Genomic DNA, 17,834 nt, shown 5'->3' on the forward strand with positions numbered 1-17,834 from the left:
GGCGGCGCAGGCTGCCCCGGGAAGCCGGACGACGGTGCCGCCTGGCCCAGGTAGCCGGCTGCCGGGGGCGGCGTGGACTGGCCGGGGTAGCCGGTCGGTGGCGGTGACGCAGGTGCGCCGAACGCGCCGGCTGCCGGTGCGGCGGTCGGCCCGGCGGGCGGGAAGGGACCCGGCGGTGGGTAGCCGGCCCCCGAGGACGACACCGGCTGGCCGGTCGGCGGGAGGTAGGTGTCCGGCGGTGGATAACCCGCTCCGGACGACGGCGGCGGATAGCCCGCCCCCGAGGACGGTGGGAGGTGGTCGGCCCCCGTCGCGGGCATCTGGGTGGTCGGGGAGTAGCCGCCTCCCGACGCGGGCAGCTGGGTGGTGGCTGGCTGCCCGGCTCCCGACACCGGCAGCCGGGTGGTCGGAGGCTCCGGTGGCGTGGAGATCGGGGCGGTCGCTGCGCCGGCTGCGAACGGTGCGGTCGGTGGTTCGGTCGGGGCTGCCCGGATCGGTGCCGTCGGCGGTTCGGTCGGGGCTGCCCGGATCGGTGCGGTCGGTGGTTCGGCCGGGACGGCCCGGATCGGTGCGGTCGGTGGTTCCGGCGGTGCTGCCGAGAGCGGTGCGGTCGGTGGCTCGAACTCCTCCGACCTGATCGGTGCGGTCGCTGGCTCGGCCTCTTCCGACCGGATGGGTTCGGTGGCTGGTTCGGCCGGCCGGGCGGAGATGGGGGCGGTCGGTTGGTCGTCCGACCCGCGCGGGAGCTGTGCCGTCGGTGGTTCCGCGTCGGACGGGATTCCCACGGTGGGTGGCTCCGGCTCGGCGCGGACGATGGGCTTCGTCGCCGGCTCCGGGTCGGGGCGCCCGAGGGGTGCCGTGGGTGGCTCGGGGTCGGGGTTCGGGGGCCGGTGTTCCTCGTCGGGGCGGCCGGAGTCGGGTGGGCCGAAGGTTGACAATCTCTCCCCCAGGGGTGGGCTCAGCGCTGCTTCAGGCAGAGGACGAAGTCGAGGGTGTCCAGCTCGCTGTCGAAGAAGTACCAGTTGGTGTAGCCCTCCACCTTGCCGCACTTCGCCTCGGCGTCACTTTCACCACTGGTCGCCCCGTCGAAACGACGTAGCACCTCGTACGTCCTCGGGGCGCAGGCGGTGACCAGCAGCTTGGGCTTGCCGCCGGCCGGGCCCTCGTTGCGGACGCACTGCCCCGCCTTGACGAAGCGAGGGTCGGCTGACGAGGCGGGAGCGGGGGTGGTGGCTGTCGGCCCGGCCGGGTCGGCAGTGGCCGCGTCCGGCTCGACCGGTGCCGTCGGCAGCGCGGCACCGGTCCTGGTCGGTGTTGCGTCGTCGTCGCCCAGCAGGTACCACAGGGTGCCACCGCCGACGACCAGCACCGCGAGCACGACCAGCACCGCGATCAGCGGACCACGACCGCGCCCCGACGTCGGGTTACCCACGTACGCCCCCGGCAGGGACGTTGCGGACCCGGATACCGGATACCGCTCCGTCGGCCCGTGGGGCTCCGGCGGGAGCTGGTCGTACGACGGGTGGTGGGGCTGCCCACCCGCTGGCTGAGCCGGCACGGTCGGGGATCGGGGCTGGTCCGGGGCGGGCTGGCCCCAGCGGTCGTCCGGGCGTCGCCCACCCCACGGTTCCGGGGAACCGCCCGGTGGTCCGTAGTTCGCCATGCCCGTCCTCCCGCGTGCCGAGATGCCGGTCGTCCGGGAAGGACACCACCGACGTGGTCACCGTAGCGTGGTCCTGCGATGACCTCACCTTCCTCGGCCGCGACACCCGCCCGCCCAGCCCTGATCTGGACCGCGCTGATCCTGGTCTACGTGCTGTGGGGCTCCACGTACCTCGGTATCCGGGTCGTGGTGGAGTCGATGCCGCCGCTCGGCTCGGCGGCCGTCCGCTTCGGTGGCGCGGCGCTGGTGCTCGCGGCCGTCCTGCGGCTGCGGCGGGGTGCGGGCGCGCTGCGGGTCGATCGGCGGCAGCTCGGCTCGGCCGCGCTGGTCGGGGTGCTGCTGCTCGCCGGCGGCAACGGTCTGGTGGTGCTCGCCGAGTCCGGCCCGTCCGGTGTGGCGGTGCCGTCGGGGATCGCCGCGCTGCTGGTGGCCACCGTCCCGCTGCTGGTGGTGCTGCTCCGTACGGTCACCGGGGACCGGCCGCCGGGGTGGACGTTCGCCGGGGTGACCGTGGGCTTTCTCGGGCTGGTGCTGCTGGTGCTCCCCCGGGGCGGGTCCGGGGTGGTGCCGTTGGTCGGGGCGCTCACCGTGGTCGCGGCGGCCACCTGCTGGTCGGTGGGGTCGTTCCTGTCCAACCGGCTGCGGATGCCCGCCGACCCGTTCGTCGCCACCGTCTACGAGATGGTCGCCGGGGCTGCGGCGCTCGTCGTGCTGTCCCTGGCCCGGGGCGAGCTGCGCGGGTTCACCTTGGCACAGGTGACGACCCGTTCCTGGCTCGCCCTGACCTATCTCATGGTGGCCGGGTCGCTTGTCGCCTTCACCGCGTACGTCTGGCTGCTGGCCCACGCTCCCATCTCGCTGGCCTCCACCTACGCCTATGTCAACCCGGTGGTGGCGGTGGCCCTCGGCGCGCTGCTGGTCGCCGAACCGATCACCGGCCAGGTGCTGCTCGGTGGTGCGGTGATCGTGGCCGGCGTGGCGTTGGTGGTGACCACCGAGCGGCCCCGGCGGGGACCGTAGCCGTGACGCCCGTCGGTCTGGTGACCGCGGCGGCGGTGCTCGGTGCCCTGGTCGGCCTCGCCGCGCCCCGGGTCGCCCGCGCCTTCCCGCCTACCACCCCACCTGCCACCGGTGCACCGCTCTCCGCCGGGCCGGTCGGGGTCGCGGTGGTGGGGGCGGTGGTCTTCGGCGGGTTGGCCGCCGCGCGGGGGCCGGATCCGGCGTTACCGGCGTTGCTCCTGGTGGCGGCCGTGGGGCTGGTGCTGGTGGTGGTGGACCTGACCAGCCTGCGGCTGCCCGACCCGCTGGTCGGCGCGGCGGCCCTCGGCGGCGGCACCGCCCTGACCGGTGCGGCCGTCGCCGCCGGCACTCCGGGCCGCCTGCCCCTCGCGCTGGCCGGGTCCGCGCTCTCCTTCCTCCTGTACGTGGTGCTGGCGCTGCTGCCCCGGTCCCGGCTCGGCTTCGGCGACGTGAAGCTGGCGGCGGCGCTCGGCCTGCCGCTGGGCTGGCTGGGCTGGCCCACCCTCTGGCTCGGCCTGTTCCTGCCGCACCTGCTCAACGGGGTGCTGGTGCTGGCGCTGCTGACCGCCGGGCGGGTACGCCGGGACACCGCCCTGCCCTTCGGCCCCGCCCTGCTCACCGGCGCCTGGCTGGCCACCCTGCTCGCCTGATCGGGCCAGCCCGACCGTCAGATCAGGCGGAGTTGGCGATCCTTGGGGCGGCGCGGCTCTGCCTCGCCGAACCGTTCGAACAGTCCCGGGTCGACGACGTCCAGGAACGGCGACGGTCGACAGTCGCGTTCCGAGCCGTGCCGCACCCGGCGGGCGGCGTGGCTGACGTAGAGGCGGTCCTGGGCGCGGGTGAGTCCGACGAAGAAGAGCCGGCGCTCCTCGGCGATCGCGTCGTCGTCCGGCGTCGAGCCGGGCCAGCGCAGCGGCAGCAGGCCGTCCTCGACGCCGACCAGGAAGACCACCGGGAACTCCAGTCCCTTCGCCGCGTGCAGGGTGAGCAGGGTGACCGCCTCGGCGCGCGGGTCCAACGCGTCCACCTCGGCCCCGGTGGCGAGTTGGGAGAGGAAGAGTTCCAGGTCGTCGCCGCAGCGTCGGGCCAGCGGGGTGAGCAGGTCGACCGCCGTGCGGACGTCTTCGGGGCGTACCGTGCCGGCGGCGTCCAGGGTGGGGGCGGCGAACCGCTCGGCGAGCACCTGGCCGACGGCCCGGACCCGGTCGGGTAGCCCACCGGTGAGACCGTCGGCGTGCCGCAGTTCGCGGGCGATCGCGAGCACACCGGGCCGGTCCCGGAGCCGGTCGTGGGACCGCTTCTGCACCGGGATGTTGGCCCTGGCCAGGGCGTCCACGATCGGGGCGGCCTGCGCGTCGGTGCGGTAGAGCACCGCGATGTCGGAGAAGGACAGGCTGGTGGCCCGACCGTCGATGCGGCCGGAGTCCAGCGACCGGTGGGAGAGGCCGCCGACCAGGTCGTCGACGGTGCGTACCACGAAGTCGGCCTCGTCGGCGACGGAAGCCGCCGGGTAGCGGCCGACCAGCGGGGCCTCCGGGTCGAGCCGGGCCGGGTCGAGCCGGCGGCCCCGGACCAGCGACGACGGCGCGATGGCCTGGACGGCGGCGGCCAGGATCGGCGCGGACGAGCGGTAGTTGCGGTTGAGCCGGACCAGCCGGGCGTCGGTGAAGTCCTCGGAGAAGCGCAGGAAGTAGCCGACGTCCGCGCCCCGGAACGAGTAGATCGCCTGGTCCGGGTCGCCGATCGCGCAGAGGTTGCCGTCGGCGGGGCTGAGCAGCCGCAGCAGGTCGTACTGCACCGGGTCGACGTCCTGGTACTCGTCGACGAAGATCCACCGCCAACGTTCCCGGTACTCCCGGACCAGCTTCTTGTCGCCCTTGAGCAGCGCGACCGGCAGGGTCAGCAGCTCGTCCAGGTCGACCAGGTCCTGCTTGCGCAGCAGCGCGGTGTAGCGGGCCGGATCGTCGCCGGCCTCCGCCCGCGCCGTGGCCCGCTCGGTGTCGTCGGCGATCCGGAAGCCCTCGGGTAGCCCGGCCGCGCCGGCGTTCTCCCGCAGGATGCTCAGCCCCAGCGAGTGGAAGGTGCCGACGGTGACGTCCTCGGCGACCGGGCCGAGCAGCGCGTCGAGCCGGTGTCGCAGCTCCTCGGCGGCCCGGCGGGTGAAGGTGATCGCCAGGCACTGCTCGGGGAAGACGTTCAGCTCCGCGCAGAGGTAGGCGATCCGGTGGGTCAGCGTCCGGGTCTTGCCGGTGCCCGGACCGGCCACGATAAGCAGTGGGCCGCCCGGAGCTGAGGCGGCCACCCGCTGCATCGCGTCCAACCGGTCCAGCAGGCCGGTGCCGACCTCCTCCATCCCGGCGAGCATCGGCTCGAACGGCTCGTGCGGCGAGGGAGTCGAGGCGATCGGTGGCGGCGGCGGGGCCGGCACGGGCTTCGGCTTCGGTTCGGCCTTGGCCGCCGCCGGTCGTCTGGCCTTCGGTTTCGCCGCCGGCTCCATCGGCCTGCGCTGCGCCGGCACCGGTACGTCGAAGAGCGTCTCCTGCCCCGAGCCACCCGACCCGCCCAGCTCGGCGGGGTCGAAGAGGGTGATCACGCCGTACTCGCCGTCGTAGCCGGGGACCCGGCGCACGTCGCCCCGGCGCAACCGGCCGATGCCCTCGGCGAGCAACTCCCCGCCGACCCGGCCGATCTCGTCGACCGGGGTGCGGGTGAGGATCTCCAGCTCCGGGCCGAGCGCCGCGACCAGCTCGTTGAGCTTCCCCTCGACCCGCTTGGACCGGGCACCGACCTTGTTGATCTCACCGAGGATCTCGGCCAGCGGCACCAGGTGGGTCACCTCGCGGGCGTGTTCCGGGCGGTGCCCCTCGGGCCGGTCGGCCAGCTCCTCGACCCGGCTGAGCACCCCCACGGTCAGCGGCTTGCCGCACTCCGGGCAGCGCCCGCCGGCCGCCCGGGTCTGCTCCGGCGACCAGTTGACGCCGCAGAGCCGGTGCCCGTCGGCGTGGTACTTGCCCTCCTCGGGGAAGAACTCGATGGTCCCGGCCAGCCCGTCGCCGGTGCGCAGCGCGTCCCGGATGGCGAAGTAGTCCCGGGCCGACGAGAAGACGGTTGCCTCCCGGGCCAGCGCCGGCGGGGAGTGCGCGTCGGAGTTGGAGACCAGCCGGTAACGGTCCAGGCTGCCGACCCGCCAGTTCATCGCCGGGTCGGAGGAGAGCCCGGTCTCCACCGCGAAGACGTGTTCGGCCAGGTCGGCGTAGCAGTCGGCGATCGCGTCGAAGCCGGACTTCGAGCCGAGCGCGGAGAACCACGGTGTCCAGATGTGGGCCGGCACCAGGTAGCCGTCCGGGCTGGCGTCGAGGGTGATCTCCAGCAGGTCCCGGGAGTCCAGGCCGAGGATCGGCCGACCGTCCGAGCCGAGGTTGCCGATCCGGCCCAGCGCGGTGTTGAACCGGGCCACCGCGTCCAGGTCGGGCAGGTAGATCAGGTGGTGCACCTTGCGGGTCCGGTCGTCCCGCTTGTAGATGGTGGAGATCTCCACGCTGAGCATGAACCGGACCGGGTCCGCCTCCGCCGCGTCGGCCAGCCGGGGCGGCAGTCGCCGGGCGATGTCCGCCTCGGCCTCCGGGCCGAGCCGGTACAGGCCGGGCTCGGCCGGTTGCAACGTCTCGCGCAGGTGGTCGTACCAGGCGGGATGGGTGAAGTCCCCGGTGCCGAGCACGCCGATGCCCTTGCGTCGGGCCCACCAACCGAGGTTGGGCAGGGTGAGATCGCGGCTGCACGCGCGGGAGTACTTCGAGTGGATGTGCAGGTCCGCGACGAACGGCGGGACGCCACCAGGGGGAGCGGCGTTGAACGGAGGCACGCCGCATCCTGTCACGGCCGGTCCACTACCCGCCCGCCGCCACGCGTACGCGTGAGAAGAGCAATCCGGTGCTGGACTCCGCCGGCCGGGCACGCTATGTGCGGCCCTCTCCGCCCACCCGGCCAGGTCACGGGGCGCGCAGCTCGACCAGGGTCACCTGTGGCGGTGCGCCGACCCGGACCGGTGGCCCCCAGAAACCGGCCCCGTTGGTGACGTAGACCTTGGTGCCGTCGACCTCGCCGAGGCCCGAGACCACCGGCTGCTGGAGCTTGACGGCCAGGTTGAACGGGGCCAACTGGCCGCCGTGGGTGTGCCCGGACAGTTGCAGGTCGACGCCGAACTTCGCCGCCTCGTGCGCGGCGACCGGCTGGTGGGCGAGCAGCACCACCGGGCGGCTGACGTCCCGCCCGCCGAGCGCGGCGGTGAAGTCGGCAGGGCCCGCCAGGCCGGTGCCGTCGGCGGTGACGTCGTTGATCCCGGCCAGGTCGAGGACCCCGCCCCGGGCCCGGATCTCCTGCCGTTCGTTCTGGAGCACCCGCAGGCCGAGCCGGTCGACCTCGCGGACCCACTCCTCCACGCCGGAGTAGTACTCGTGGTTGCCGGTGACGAAGAAGCTGCCGTAGCGGGAGCGCAGGTCACGCAGCGGTTCGGCGGCCTCGCCCAACTCGGCGACCGAGCCGTCGACCAGGTCACCGACGACCGCGACCAGGTCGGCGTCCAACCGGTTGATCATCTCGACGATCCGCTCGGTGTGCGCCCGGCCGCGCAGCGGACCGAGGTGGATGTCGGAGACGGTGGCGATGCGCAGGCCGTCCATGCTGCGGGGGAGCTTGGCCAGCGGAATGCGTACCCGGTCGAGCTGTGGCGGGCCCAGGGCGGTGCGGACGCCGTACCCGGTGATGCCGGCGGCGGTGAGGCCGGCGAAGATCGCTGCCCCCCTCGCGAGCAGCAACCGACGGGATTCGTCGTGGTCGGGGCGGTCCACCGCCTCGGCGGCCGGCGGGTCGGCGCTGCCGGCCGCACCGACAAGCGCCGGTTCCGGGGCGGCGGTGGTCGCCTCGGCGGCGGCGCTGCGGCGGCGCAGCGCCAGCCGGGCGACCGCCATCGGCACCTCCAGCACCAGCAGCACGATCAGCAGGTAGAACATCACCGCGAGCCAGAGGTAACCGGGCCAGGCCAGCCAGAACGCCCCGGCGATCTGGGTGCCGGCCATGGTGGCCGGGACGAGCAGCGCCAGCACCGCCGCGACGACCGTGCCGACCCGCCGCAGCCGGCCCGGCCCGATGGTGTCCTTGATCAGCCGCTTCCACAGGTAGAAGTGGATCAGGCCGACGACCAGCGCGAGCGTGCCCACGAACCCCAGAATCGCCAACACGGCAGCCCTTCCTCAGCCGCCCGCGAAGGGAGGCAGCACGTCGATCGTGGCCCCGGCCGGCAACGGTGTCTGACGATCATGGCAGGCCACCCCGTCGACCAGGAAACTCGCCACCTGGAGCACGGCGGCCAGCCGGGGGCCGTGCCGGTGCGCGAGTTCACCGAGCAGTTCGTCGAGGGGCCGGCCGGCGGATGCGGTCTCCTCGCTGCGGCCGGCGGCGGCCCGCGCCCCGGCGAAGTACCGGACGGTGAGGGCGTCCACCTCAGCCTCCGATCGCCGACATGGGGCGGACAGGCTGCAGGAAGGTCGGATCGTCGATGCCGTGCCCGGCCCGCTTGACCACCGTGGCGGCCTGCCAGCGCCGGGCCAGTTCGGTGTCGTCCGCGCCGGCCCGCAGCGCGCCGCGCAGGTCGGACTCCTCGGTGGCGAACAGGCAGTTGCGGAGCTGACCGTCGGCGGTGAGCCTGGTCCGGTCGCAGTCGCCGCAGAACGGCCGGGTGACCGAGCCGATCACCCCGACCCGGGCCGGCCCGCCGCCGACCAGCCAGGTCTCGGCCGGGGCGGCGCCCCGCTCGGCCGGGTCGGCGGTGAGGGCGAACCCGGCGGCCAGCGAGGTCAGGATCTCGTCGGCGGTGACCATGGTGGCCCGGTCCCAGCCGTGCTGGGCGTCCAGCGGCATCTGCTCGATGAACCGCAGCTCGTAGCCGTGGTCGAGGGCGAACCGCAGCAGCGCGGGCGCCTCGTCGTCGTTCACCCCGCGGATCAGCACCGAGTTGATCTTCACCGGGGTGAGCCCGGCGGCGGCGGCCCCGGCCAGGCCGGCGAGCACGTCGGCCAGCCGGTCCCGCCGGGTCAACGCGGCGAACCGGGCCGGGTCCAGGGTGTCCAGCGACACGTTCACCCGGTCCAGCCCGGCGTCGCGCAGCGCCGGGGCGAGCCGGTCCAGCCCGAGGCCGTTTGTGGTCACCGAGATCCGGGGCCGGGGGGTGAGCGCGGCCACGGCGGCGACGATGCCGACCAGCCCCGGCCGGATCAGCGGCTCGCCGCCGGTGAACCGCACCTCGGTCACCCCGAGCCGCTGCACCGCGACCCCGACCAGCCGGACGATCTCCTGGTCGGTGAGCAACTGCGGCCCGGCCAGCCAGGGCAGCCCTTCCGCCGGCATGCAGTAGGTGCAGCGCAGGTTGCACTTGTCGGTGAGCGACACGCGCAGGTCCCGGGCGATCCGGCCGTACCGGTCGGCGAGGACGCCGGCGGTCGTCGGGGCGGCGGTCACCCGTCGACCGTAGCGCGGCCGACGCCCCGCAGCGCCGCGTGGGTCGCATCGACTACCGCGTCGCGGTACGCCCCGCCGAACAGGGCGGTGTGCACGAGCAGTAGATGCAGTTGGTGTAGCGGCACCCGGTCCCGCCAACCGTCGGCCAGTGGCCACACCTCCCGGTAGCCGGTCATGATCCGATCGTGGTGCGGTGGGCCACCGAAGAGCGCCAGTTGGGCCAGGTCCGTCTCCCGGTGACCGCCGTGTGCCGCCGGGTCCACCAGCCAGACCCGGTCGTCCGCGCCCCAGAGCAGGTTGCCCGGCCAGAGGTCGCCGTGCAGCCGGGCCGGCGGCTCGTCACCGCCGAACTCGCCGACCCGCGCCACCACCTGCTCGACCAGCGCGGCGTCCGGGCCGTCGAGCGCACCGCCGTCGACCGACATCCGCAGGTACGGCAGGAGTCGCCGCCGGGCGAACCAGTCCGGCCACGGCCCGTCGTCGGGCGTGTTGTCCTGCGTGAGGGTGCCGATGAACCCCGGCCAGGCCGCCCCGAACCCGGCAGCGCCGGCCCGGTGGGTGGCGGCCAACTCCCGACCGAACCGCTCGGCCGTCTGAGGCGTCGGCTCGCCCGGCTCGACCCAGTCGAGCGCCAACAGCTCCGGCAACGCCACCACCACCTCCGGTACGGCCACCGCGCCGGCCTCCCGCAGCCAGCGCAGCCCGGCGGCCTCGGTGGCGAAGAAGCCCTCCGGCACAAGTCGCCCGGCCCGTTCCGGCCAGGTCTTGGCGAAGACCGAGTGGCCGTCGTCAAGGGTCAACCGGGAGGCCGCACAGCTGTCCCCGCCGGCCACCGGGGTCTCCCGGATGCGTTGGTGGGTCAGGAAGGTGGGCAGGTGCTCCGGGTGCGCCCGCAGGTACGCCAGGTCCATCAGCGCAAGGTAGCCGCTCGGACCGACGCGGGTGGGCCGCGTCGCCTGCTGAAACGCGGGTGACCTGCAGAACTACCCTGCGTATCTGTGGATAACCCGGGTGTCGTCCACAGGGCCTGTCGGGGGCGTTCCCACTCGCCGCAGGCTGCCGGACATGAACGCGACCGACCGCCCCCGGCTCACCGTCCGCTCTCCCGCCGACCTGATCACCGCCGTGCCGTACCTGCTCGGCTTCCATCCCACCGACAGCATCGTCGTGGTGGCGATGCACGGCCGGCGGATCGTCTTCGCCGCCCGCGCCGACCTGCCAGGGCCCGGCACCGACCCGCTGCTGCCGGCGCGCCACCTCGGTGACGTCCTCGCCCGGCAGGACGCCGATTCGGCCACCCTCATCGGGTTCGGTCCACCCGAACGGGTCACCCCTGCGCTGGACGCCGTCCGGTCGGCGCTGGCCGAACTCGGACTGCCCGTGCTCGACGCGCTGCGGGTCACCGGCCGCCGATACTGGTCGTACCTGTGCGAAGCGCCGGACTGCTGCCCACCCGACGGCACCCCGTACGACCCGGATGCCAGTCAGGTCGCCGCCGCCGCCGTCTACGCCGGTCAGGTGGCGCTCCCCGACCGGGCGGCGCTCACCGCCCAGGCCGCCCCCGCCGAGGGCGTCGACCGGGTCGCGCTGCGCCGGGCCGGCGACCGGGCCGAACGACGCCTGCTCCAGCTGCTGGAGGCCGCGCCCGCCACCGACCAGTTCGGCGAGCGGGCGATCCGGCGGGCCGGCGTGGCGGCGGTACGCCAGGCCCAGCGTCGACACCGACGCGGCGAGCGGCTCACCGACGACGAGGTGGCCTGGCTGACCCTGCTCCTGACCCACCTGCCGGTACGCGACCACGCGTGGGAACGCACCGACGGGCGGGAGGAGGACATCGCGCTGTGGGGTGAGGTGCTGCGCCGTGCCGAGGAGGAGCTGGTCCCGGCCCCGGCCTGCCTGCTCGCCTTCGCCGCCTGGCGGGCCGGCCAGGGCGCGCTCGCCGCGGTGGCGCTGGAACGGGCGCTGACCCTCCGCCCCGACTACACCCTCGCGCTGCTCCTGGACGACCTGCTCCGGCGCGGTGTGCCACCGTCCGACCTGGACGGCTGGCCCGCCGTGACCGAACCGGGAGTGCTCCGCCGTCGCCGTCGCCGACCCCGCCGCCATCGCTGACCGGCCGAGTGGGCGGGCCGGGACAGGTTGAAGTCGATCGGCTGACCGGCCGCCGTCAGCTGTCCGTTTCGGAATGGCAGCTCCGGTCGCTTACAAATAGGCGCCGACACGGTCGGTATTGACGACGTGACATGTGCGGCATACCCGCGCACCTTCTGTCACATTCGCCGGCACGGCCGGGTGGGGAACCGACCCGACAACGATCTACAAAGGAGACATCTCTCTTCTATGCCCCTATTGTCGACGGGGAGTATGGTGCGGCCCGTCAAGATGACTGCTGGGATAGTCTGCGCGCTGAGGGTGGCTGAATAGGGGGTGTGACGGTGGATCGGCGCGGCAGCGCGACGGAGGCACTCCCCGAGAGCACCGACGGACCGCCCCGGTTCATGCAACCGGTGCGGGTCGCCTCCTGGCTGGTGCTCGCCTTCCTCTGCCTGCTCGCCTTCGGGTCGCTGACCACCCAGGTCGACGCCACCCTGACGCCGACCGTACGGGTGCTCGGCACGTTGATGAGCGTGGTCGTCGCCCTCGGCTTCCTCGTCGTGCAACGTCACGTGCTACGCCGCGGGTGGAGCCGTCGCACCACGCTCACCGCCGTGGTCGTCGTCGTTCTCGGCCTGGTCAACGAGGAGCTCAGCGACACCTGGCCGCTGGTCGGCGTGGCCGTGGCCGCAGCCGCGCTGGCCGTGCCGGTGCGCTGGTCGCTGCTCACCGGTCTGGCCGTCTGGCTGACCAGCATCGGTGAGGTGGAGTTGAGCGACGCCACCCTGGCCGGCCGGATCGGCATCCCGCTCACCACCCTGCTCACGGCGGTGGTCCTGTTCACGCTGACCCGCCTGGCGGTGGCCCTGACCGAGGCGCACTACAGCCGGGAACACCTGGCCCGCACGCACGTCGACACGGAACGCCACCGGATCTCCCGGGATCTGCACGACATCCTCGGCCGCACCCTGGTCGCCGCGTCCCTGCGCAACCAGGCCGCCCTGGCCCTGCTCGACGTGAATCCGGCGAAGGCCCGGGAGCAGTTGGAGCAGGTGCACGAGACGATCACCCGTGGTCAGGCCAGCCTGCGCCGGCTCACCTCCGGCGCGGTGATCGTCGACCTGCCGGACGAACTCAGCACCGGCGGCGCGCTCTGTGCCCGGCTCGGCATCAGCTACGAGGTGACCGCGGACGAGGTCGCCCCCGGCCCGCTCTCCTTCCTGGCCGCCCAGGTGGTCCGCGAGTCGATCACCAACATGCTCCGGCACGCCAGCCCGCAGGTCTGCGAGATCACCATCCGGGACCGGGACGGGCTGCTGACGGTCGAGGTGGTCAACGACGGTGCCGCGCGGACCACGGCGCTGCCGACCGGCCAGCCGGCCTCTCCCGGCACCGGGCTTGCCGATCTGTGCAGGCGTGCGGTGGCGGCGGGCGGGTCGTTGGAGGCGGGGCCGGTCGAGGGTGAGCGTTTCCGGGTCCTCGCGCGACTGCCGCACGACAGCGGGGAACTGGGAGGAAACCGTGAACCTGCGCATCCTGATCGCTGAGGACATCGAGCTGGTGGCCGAGGCGTTCGAGGCCCTGCTGAGCACGAAGCCGACCTTCGACGTGGTGGGCCGGGTGCGTACCGGGGCGGACCTGCTCGGCGCGGTACGCACCTACCGGCCGGACGTGGCCGTGGTGGACGTCGAGATGCCCGGGATGACCGGCATCGAGGCGACCGCCGAGCTGCGCGCCAACGGCGAGGACTGCAAGGTGCTGCTGTTGACCGCGCTGCCCGGCAGCGGGCACCTGCACAGCGCGCTGGCCGCCGGCGCCAACGGCTACCTCCTCAAATCGACCACCGGCACCCGGCTGATCGAGGCGATCGAGACGATCCACCAGGGCCGGACGGTGATCGACCCGGAGTTGGCCGCCGATGCGCTCCGGGCCGGGCCGAACCCGCTCACCGCTCGGGAGCAGGACATCCTGCGGCTGGTGCACGCGGGCCACGGGACCGGGGAGATCGCCAGCAGGATGTTCCTCTCCACCGGGACGGTCCGCAACTACCTGTCGAGCGCGATGAACAAGCTGCAGGCGGGTGGCCGCATCGAGGCGGTGAACACGGCCCGGCAGAGCGGTTGGATCTGACACCACGGTAAAGGCGGCCGATGCCACAGTGAAAGGGGCCTTCGGGAATCCCCCAAAAGCCCCTTTCCCGGATGTTGTCGGTCAGAGGCAGGCCGACCAGACCGAGACGAAGCTCGTTGTCAGTGCCAGCGTGTCCCCGTCAATCTCGGCGATCGAAAGCTCGTGCAGTTCGGCCAGCGTCATATCGATTCCCCCGTCGCTCGGTGGCGCATTGTGTGGTGCGTGGCGAGAACAGCATTTCGCAGCACCGGGCGCTGCCGTAGTAGGCGTTGTCAGGAACTCGGGGTGACAGATCGCTGCGATTTTCCGATGACAGACCACGGCTGGGTCGATGACACCCGGACCCGAAATCGATGACATCGACCCACGGAACGGGGCTGCGCGGTCAGCGGCGTTCTGCTAGGCACCCCGGGGCGAGACCGAGCAGGTCCAGCAGCAGCGCGCCGGGGCGGGGAGCCACCGCGACCAGCATGCCGGCGGCACCGGTGGCCAGGTCGGCTGCGCAACGCAGGTTGTGGTCGCCGAGCACACCGAGCCAGGGCTCCCCTCCCGGGGATCGCCGGGGGACCGTGTGCCAGGCCAGCCGGCTTCGGTGCTCGGCGAGCATCGGGTGGTCTCCGGCGCTCAGCGCGTCCAGGACGGCGAGCAGGCCGCCGCGCCCGGTCAGCAGGCCGGCGAAGACCGCCACCGGCTGCGCGCAGGTCGCGCGTACGCCTTCGACCACCTGCTCAAGGTGGGACAGCCGGAGCCCGTCCGACCCCGGTTCGACGCGCAACCGCATGGCCAGCAGGCCCGCAGCGGCACTTCCCCGACCCAGGTACGGCAGCAGCGTCGATCCTTCCCGGGTCAACAGCTGCCCACCGCGGTGGGTGGCCGCGGTCAGCTCCCGGTCCAGCGCGATCTGTGCGGCCCCGCCCGGGTCGCCGGGCACCCCCGCGTCCCGCAGCGCGAGCAGGGCCAGACCCAGCCCGCTCCAGCCGTGGCTCAGGCCCGGCCGGTATCCGGCCGGGGTGTCCCCGGCACGCACCACGTCGACCACCCGCCCGGTCTCGGCAGCCGCCTGCCGGATCAGGTCGTCACGGTTCAACAGTCGCCCCAGGCCGGCGAGGGCCAGCGCCCGGCCCGCGCCGCCGTGGTGCCACCAGGGCACCGGGGCGGCTGCGGTGGCGGCGGTGCCGAGCAGGACCCGGTCCACCAGTTCTGTGGCGGCCCCGGTCGCGCCGAGCCGGGCCAGTGTCCAGGCCACGCCGTCCGCCCCGGTCGCCAGCCCGCGCGGGAACGGCCCGTCGGCCAGCGCCCGGCGTACCAACCAGGCGGTCCACTCCGGGTCGGGCCGGTGACCGCGGCGGGAGAGCGCGAGCAGCACGCCGGCCGCGCCGTACAGCAGACCCAGGCCACCCCGGGGCCCGGAGAACTGCTCGACGTCGCCGGGGAAGAGCCGGTCGGCGCGCTCCGGCGTGGCCACCGCCCGGATGCCCGCGACGAGCTGGTCCTCCCCCGGCACCCCGGTCGGCGCGGGTGCCTCCCCCCGGCCCAGGTCGGCGTGCCCCACCTGGCTGAGGTGGCTCTCCAGGTCGGGGCGGTGCTCCAGCACCGGGGTCATCGGGTTGATCAGCATGCTGTGCACGCGGCGCAGGCCGACCAGGTCGGCTGCCGGGTCGCCCGGGGTCAGGCGTTCGCTGCCGGTGCTGAAGCCCGGGGTGGCCACTCCCCTGGCGACCGCCACGCCGTCGATCGCGCACGACTCCAGGTCGATCACGACCACCCGGTCGCCGGTGTCGATCAGGTTGGCCGGCTGCACGTCGCGGTGCACCACCCCCCGGCTGTGAAGTGCGGTGAGCGCGGCCCGGGACCGGGTGACCACCCGGTCCACCCAGGCGAGGTATCCGTCGACGCGGCCGGGGGTGCGGTCACCGTGGACCACCGGGTGCCGCCGGGACACCGCGGCGGCCAGCGACACCCCCTCGATCCACTCCAGCACCAGGAAGTCGCTGTCGCCGACGGTCAGGTGGTCGACGGGCTCCGGGGTCACCCCACTGCCGGAGGTACGCCGCAGCGCGTCCCACTCGTGCCGCAGCCGGACCGCCGCCGTCGAGCCGCCCGCGTCCAGGCCGGCGTGGTGCCGGGCCTCCTTGAGCAGCACCGTCCGGCCGTCCCTGCGGAGCGCCTGGTAGACGCCGCCGGCGTTGGACCGGTGCACCACTCTGATGTCGGTGAAGTCGAGGACGGCCGCGCTCGGGGCGGTGCCGGAGGCGGCCCGCAGCTCGGTCACGTACGACGGCTCGTCCGGGGTCGGTCCGTTGTCCCGCCGCCCTCGCACGTCGGGCCGGTCTCCGCCGACCGCAGGCACCAGGCGTCCGTCGGCACCGGTGGTCCACTGCTCGTGGAACGCGCCGTGGCGCAGGAACACCGGCGAGTCCGGCACCTGCAACTCGCCGATGATCCGCGGCGCGGCGCGCCCACGCAACGCCCCGGCCAGCGCCTCGCACAGCTTGCGCAGCCGCTGGGGGCTCGGGTAACAGGTGACCACCTTGCCGCTGGCCGCCGGGTCCGCATATTTCTGCTGGCTCGCCAGCACCAGGCCACGGCTGCGCAGGAGCTTGACCGGGACGCCCAGCTCGCGGCAGATCTCCCAGCAGACTCCGGCGACGGCGGCGGCGTCCCAGGGGAGGGCGGCGACGTGGACCTTCCAGCCGTCGGCCGCCTCCACCGGGCCGGGCATGAGGTGCAGCCAGGGGCCGTGCTCGATCCGCAGCCATCCGCTACCGGCCGTCCGCGTCGCCGGCAGGGTCTCCTCGTCGAGCAGCGGGGAGCCGGGTGACCAGGGCGCGTCGAGGTACGGCCCGGGCCGGAACGTCAACTGCTGGTATCGATGATCGAACATGTCCGGACTCTAATGTGGAGCTGATCACCGCCGGGTCGGCCGGACAGCCGTCACCCGGCCACGTTCCGCCTGGTTTCGCGCCGTTCGGCGACCAGCAGGCCCACCGCCGGCAGCATGGTGACCGCCGAGGTGGCCAGCAACCAGACGCAGGCGTGCGCGAAGGCCGCCGGCACCAGGCCGTGTTGCTGGACCGCCTGCCGTTGCAGCACCACGGTCACCAGGGCGGCGGCGGCCGTACCGCCGAGCCGTTGCAGCAGGTTGAGCTGCGGAGAGGCGTCCGCGATCGACCGTGCCGGGATCGACTCGTAGGCCCGCGTCATCGCCGGGACGACGGTCAGGCCGGTGCCGACGCCCCGGACCGCGAGGCTGGCGCAGAGCAGCAGGTAGGACGTGTCGGCGGTGAGCCTGATCAGCGGCAGGGTGGCCAACAGGGTCAGCGAGATGCCGATCAGCATGGTCCGCCCGCCACCGAGCCGCCTGAGCAGCTTGCGGCAGAGGAAACCGGCGACGACCACACCGATGCCGGAGGTGGACAGCAGCAGGCCGGTGACGACCGCCGTCTCACCGCGCGCCGCCTGGAAGTACAGCGGAATGATCACCATCGGGCCGTAGAGCACGAAGCCGAGGAAGAAGATGTTCAGGGCGGCCGTCGCGTACACGCCGTGGCGGAACAGGCGCAGGTCGAGCAGCGGGCTCGGGGTGCGGAGCTGGCGCAGCACGAACAGGCCCAGGCCGGCCACCGCGATTCCGGCGGGCAGCCACACCACCCGCGACGACCAGCTGCCGCCGTCGGCGAACCCGTGGATCGCCATTACCGCGCTGACGGTGCCGGTGGCCCCGAGCAGCAGGCCGAGCACGTCGAGTCTGCGGCGCGGGCGGTCTGCGGCGAGGTCGTCCGGGGCGACCCGGCGGGCGGTGACGATCAGGATGGCCAGGCAGATCGGGATGTTGATCGCGTAGACCGCGGGCCAGCCCCAGGCCTGCACCAGCAGACCGCCGACGCTCGGGCCGAGCAGCGGGCCGATCAGCATCACGCTGCCGTTGAGCATCTGCACCTTGGCCAGTTGCTCGCGCGGCACCCCGCGGGTGAGCAGCACGGTGGAGATCGGGGTGAGCACGCCGGCGGCAGCACCGGCCACCCCGCGCGCGGCGATCAGCGAGATAAGCGTGGGGCTTGCCGCACAGGCGGCCGAGCCGACCAGGAACAGACCGACGGCGGCGAGGAAGACCCGCTTCGGGCCGAACCGGTCGGCCAGCCAGGCGGTCACCGGCATGGTCGCGGCCAGGGCCAGCAGGTACGCGGTGAGCACCCACTGCACCCGGTCGAGCCCGCCGAAGCTGGCCTGGGTGTCGTGCAGGGAGACGTTGACGATGGTGGTGTCGAGCAGGGCCAGGAAGGCACCGGCGATGGACACCACCATGGCGACTATCGCGCCGGACGACGGTGTCGTCGGCTCGGGCGGTTGCTCGGTCGTCACCGGAGTGTCGGCCGGCCCGGTTTCCGGCTCGCGGAGGGCGGGCGATTGCGCG

General features: G+C 73.7%; 13 protein-coding genes. 5 read left to right on the forward strand and 8 right to left on the reverse strand.

The genetic code is table 11. The annotated features are described in order from the left end of the window. Positions 1-958: 958 nt before the first annotated feature. Positions 959-1,432, reverse strand: coding sequence for an LppU/SCO3897 family protein (locus OHQ87_RS25185; protein WP_328341782.1), 474 nt, complete (start codon positions 1,430-1,432; stop codon positions 959-961). A 309-nt stretch (positions 1,433-1,741) separates the two neighbouring features. On the opposite strand from OHQ87_RS25185, the gene OHQ87_RS25190 reads away from it, so the two are divergent. Continuing rightward, positions 1,742-2,683 (forward strand): EamA family transporter, encoded by a 942-nt coding sequence (locus OHQ87_RS25190; protein ID WP_328341784.1) that lies wholly within the window; start codon positions 1,742-1,744, stop codon positions 2,681-2,683. A gap of 2 nt (positions 2,684-2,685) precedes the next feature. After that, positions 2,686-3,333, forward strand: a complete 648-nt coding sequence (locus tag OHQ87_RS25195) for an A24 family peptidase (protein WP_328341786.1) — start codon at positions 2,686-2,688, stop codon at positions 3,331-3,333. Between the two features lie 17 nt (positions 3,334-3,350). Here OHQ87_RS25195 and OHQ87_RS25200 read toward each other — a convergent pair whose 3' ends face one another. From OHQ87_RS25200 to OHQ87_RS25220, 5 genes are all read right to left on the reverse strand, one after another. After that, a complete protein-coding gene (locus OHQ87_RS25200; protein ID WP_328341788.1) occupies positions 3,351-6,545 on the reverse strand; it encodes a UvrD-helicase domain-containing protein in 3,195 nt (1,064 codons plus the stop codon). Positions 6,546-6,672: 127 nt separating this feature from the next. Continuing rightward, complete coding sequence (locus OHQ87_RS25205) at positions 6,673-7,920, reverse strand: metallophosphoesterase (protein WP_328341790.1); 1,248 nt, start codon at positions 7,918-7,920, stop codon at positions 6,673-6,675. A 12-nt stretch (positions 7,921-7,932) separates the two neighbouring features. Continuing rightward, positions 7,933-8,181: a MoaD/ThiS family protein gene (locus OHQ87_RS25210; RefSeq protein ID WP_328341792.1), complete on the reverse strand. Its 249-nt coding sequence runs from the start codon at positions 8,179-8,181 to the stop codon at positions 7,933-7,935. 1 nt (position 8,182) lies between these two features. After that, positions 8,183-9,196 carry a GTP 3',8-cyclase MoaA gene (gene moaA / locus OHQ87_RS25215; RefSeq protein ID WP_328341794.1) on the reverse strand — a complete coding sequence of 338 codons (1,014 nt, stop codon included), beginning with the start codon at positions 9,194-9,196 and terminating at the stop codon, positions 8,183-8,185. Beyond that, entirely contained in the window at positions 9,193-10,107 is a 915-nt protein-coding gene (locus tag OHQ87_RS25220; protein ID WP_328341796.1) for a fructosamine kinase family protein, read from the reverse strand. Before OHQ87_RS25220 ends, moaA begins: the two co-directional genes overlap by 4 nt. A 154-nt stretch (positions 10,108-10,261) precedes the next feature. Between OHQ87_RS25220 and OHQ87_RS25225 the strand changes: the two genes are divergently transcribed. The 3 genes from OHQ87_RS25225 (at position 10,262) to OHQ87_RS25235 (ending at position 13,420) form a co-directional block, all read left to right on the forward strand. Next, on the forward strand, positions 10,262-11,308 hold the full coding sequence (locus OHQ87_RS25225; protein WP_328341798.1) for a DUF4192 domain-containing protein: 1,047 nt from the start codon (positions 10,262-10,264) through the stop codon (positions 11,306-11,308). Positions 11,309-11,631: 323 nt separating this feature from the next. Next, complete coding sequence (locus OHQ87_RS25230) at positions 11,632-12,837, forward strand: sensor histidine kinase (protein ID WP_328341799.1); 1,206 nt, start codon at positions 11,632-11,634, stop codon at positions 12,835-12,837. Then, the gene (locus OHQ87_RS25235; protein ID WP_328341801.1) at positions 12,812-13,420 is read left to right on the forward strand and encodes a response regulator transcription factor; all 609 of its coding nucleotides are present in this window, start codon (positions 12,812-12,814) and stop codon (positions 13,418-13,420) included. The genes OHQ87_RS25230 and OHQ87_RS25235 overlap by 26 nt, the downstream gene beginning before the upstream one ends. A gap of 385 nt (positions 13,421-13,805) precedes the next feature. Here the strand turns inward: OHQ87_RS25235 and OHQ87_RS25240 are convergent, their stop codons facing one another. Both OHQ87_RS25240 and OHQ87_RS25245 read right to left on the reverse strand, forming a co-directional pair. Then, positions 13,806-16,304: a class III lanthionine synthetase LanKC N-terminal domain-containing protein gene (locus OHQ87_RS25240; protein ID WP_328341803.1), complete on the reverse strand. Its 2,499-nt coding sequence runs from the start codon at positions 16,302-16,304 to the stop codon at positions 13,806-13,808. 50 nt (positions 16,305-16,354) lie between these two features. Beyond that, complete coding sequence (locus OHQ87_RS25245; RefSeq protein ID WP_328341805.1) at positions 16,355-17,782, reverse strand: DHA2 family efflux MFS transporter permease subunit; 1,428 nt, start codon at positions 17,780-17,782, stop codon at positions 16,355-16,357. Positions 17,783-17,834 lie beyond the last annotated feature (52 nt).

Source organism: Micromonospora sp. NBC_00421 (genome assembly GCF_036017915.1).
GTDB lineage: Bacteria > Actinomycetota > Actinomycetes > Mycobacteriales > Micromonosporaceae > Micromonospora.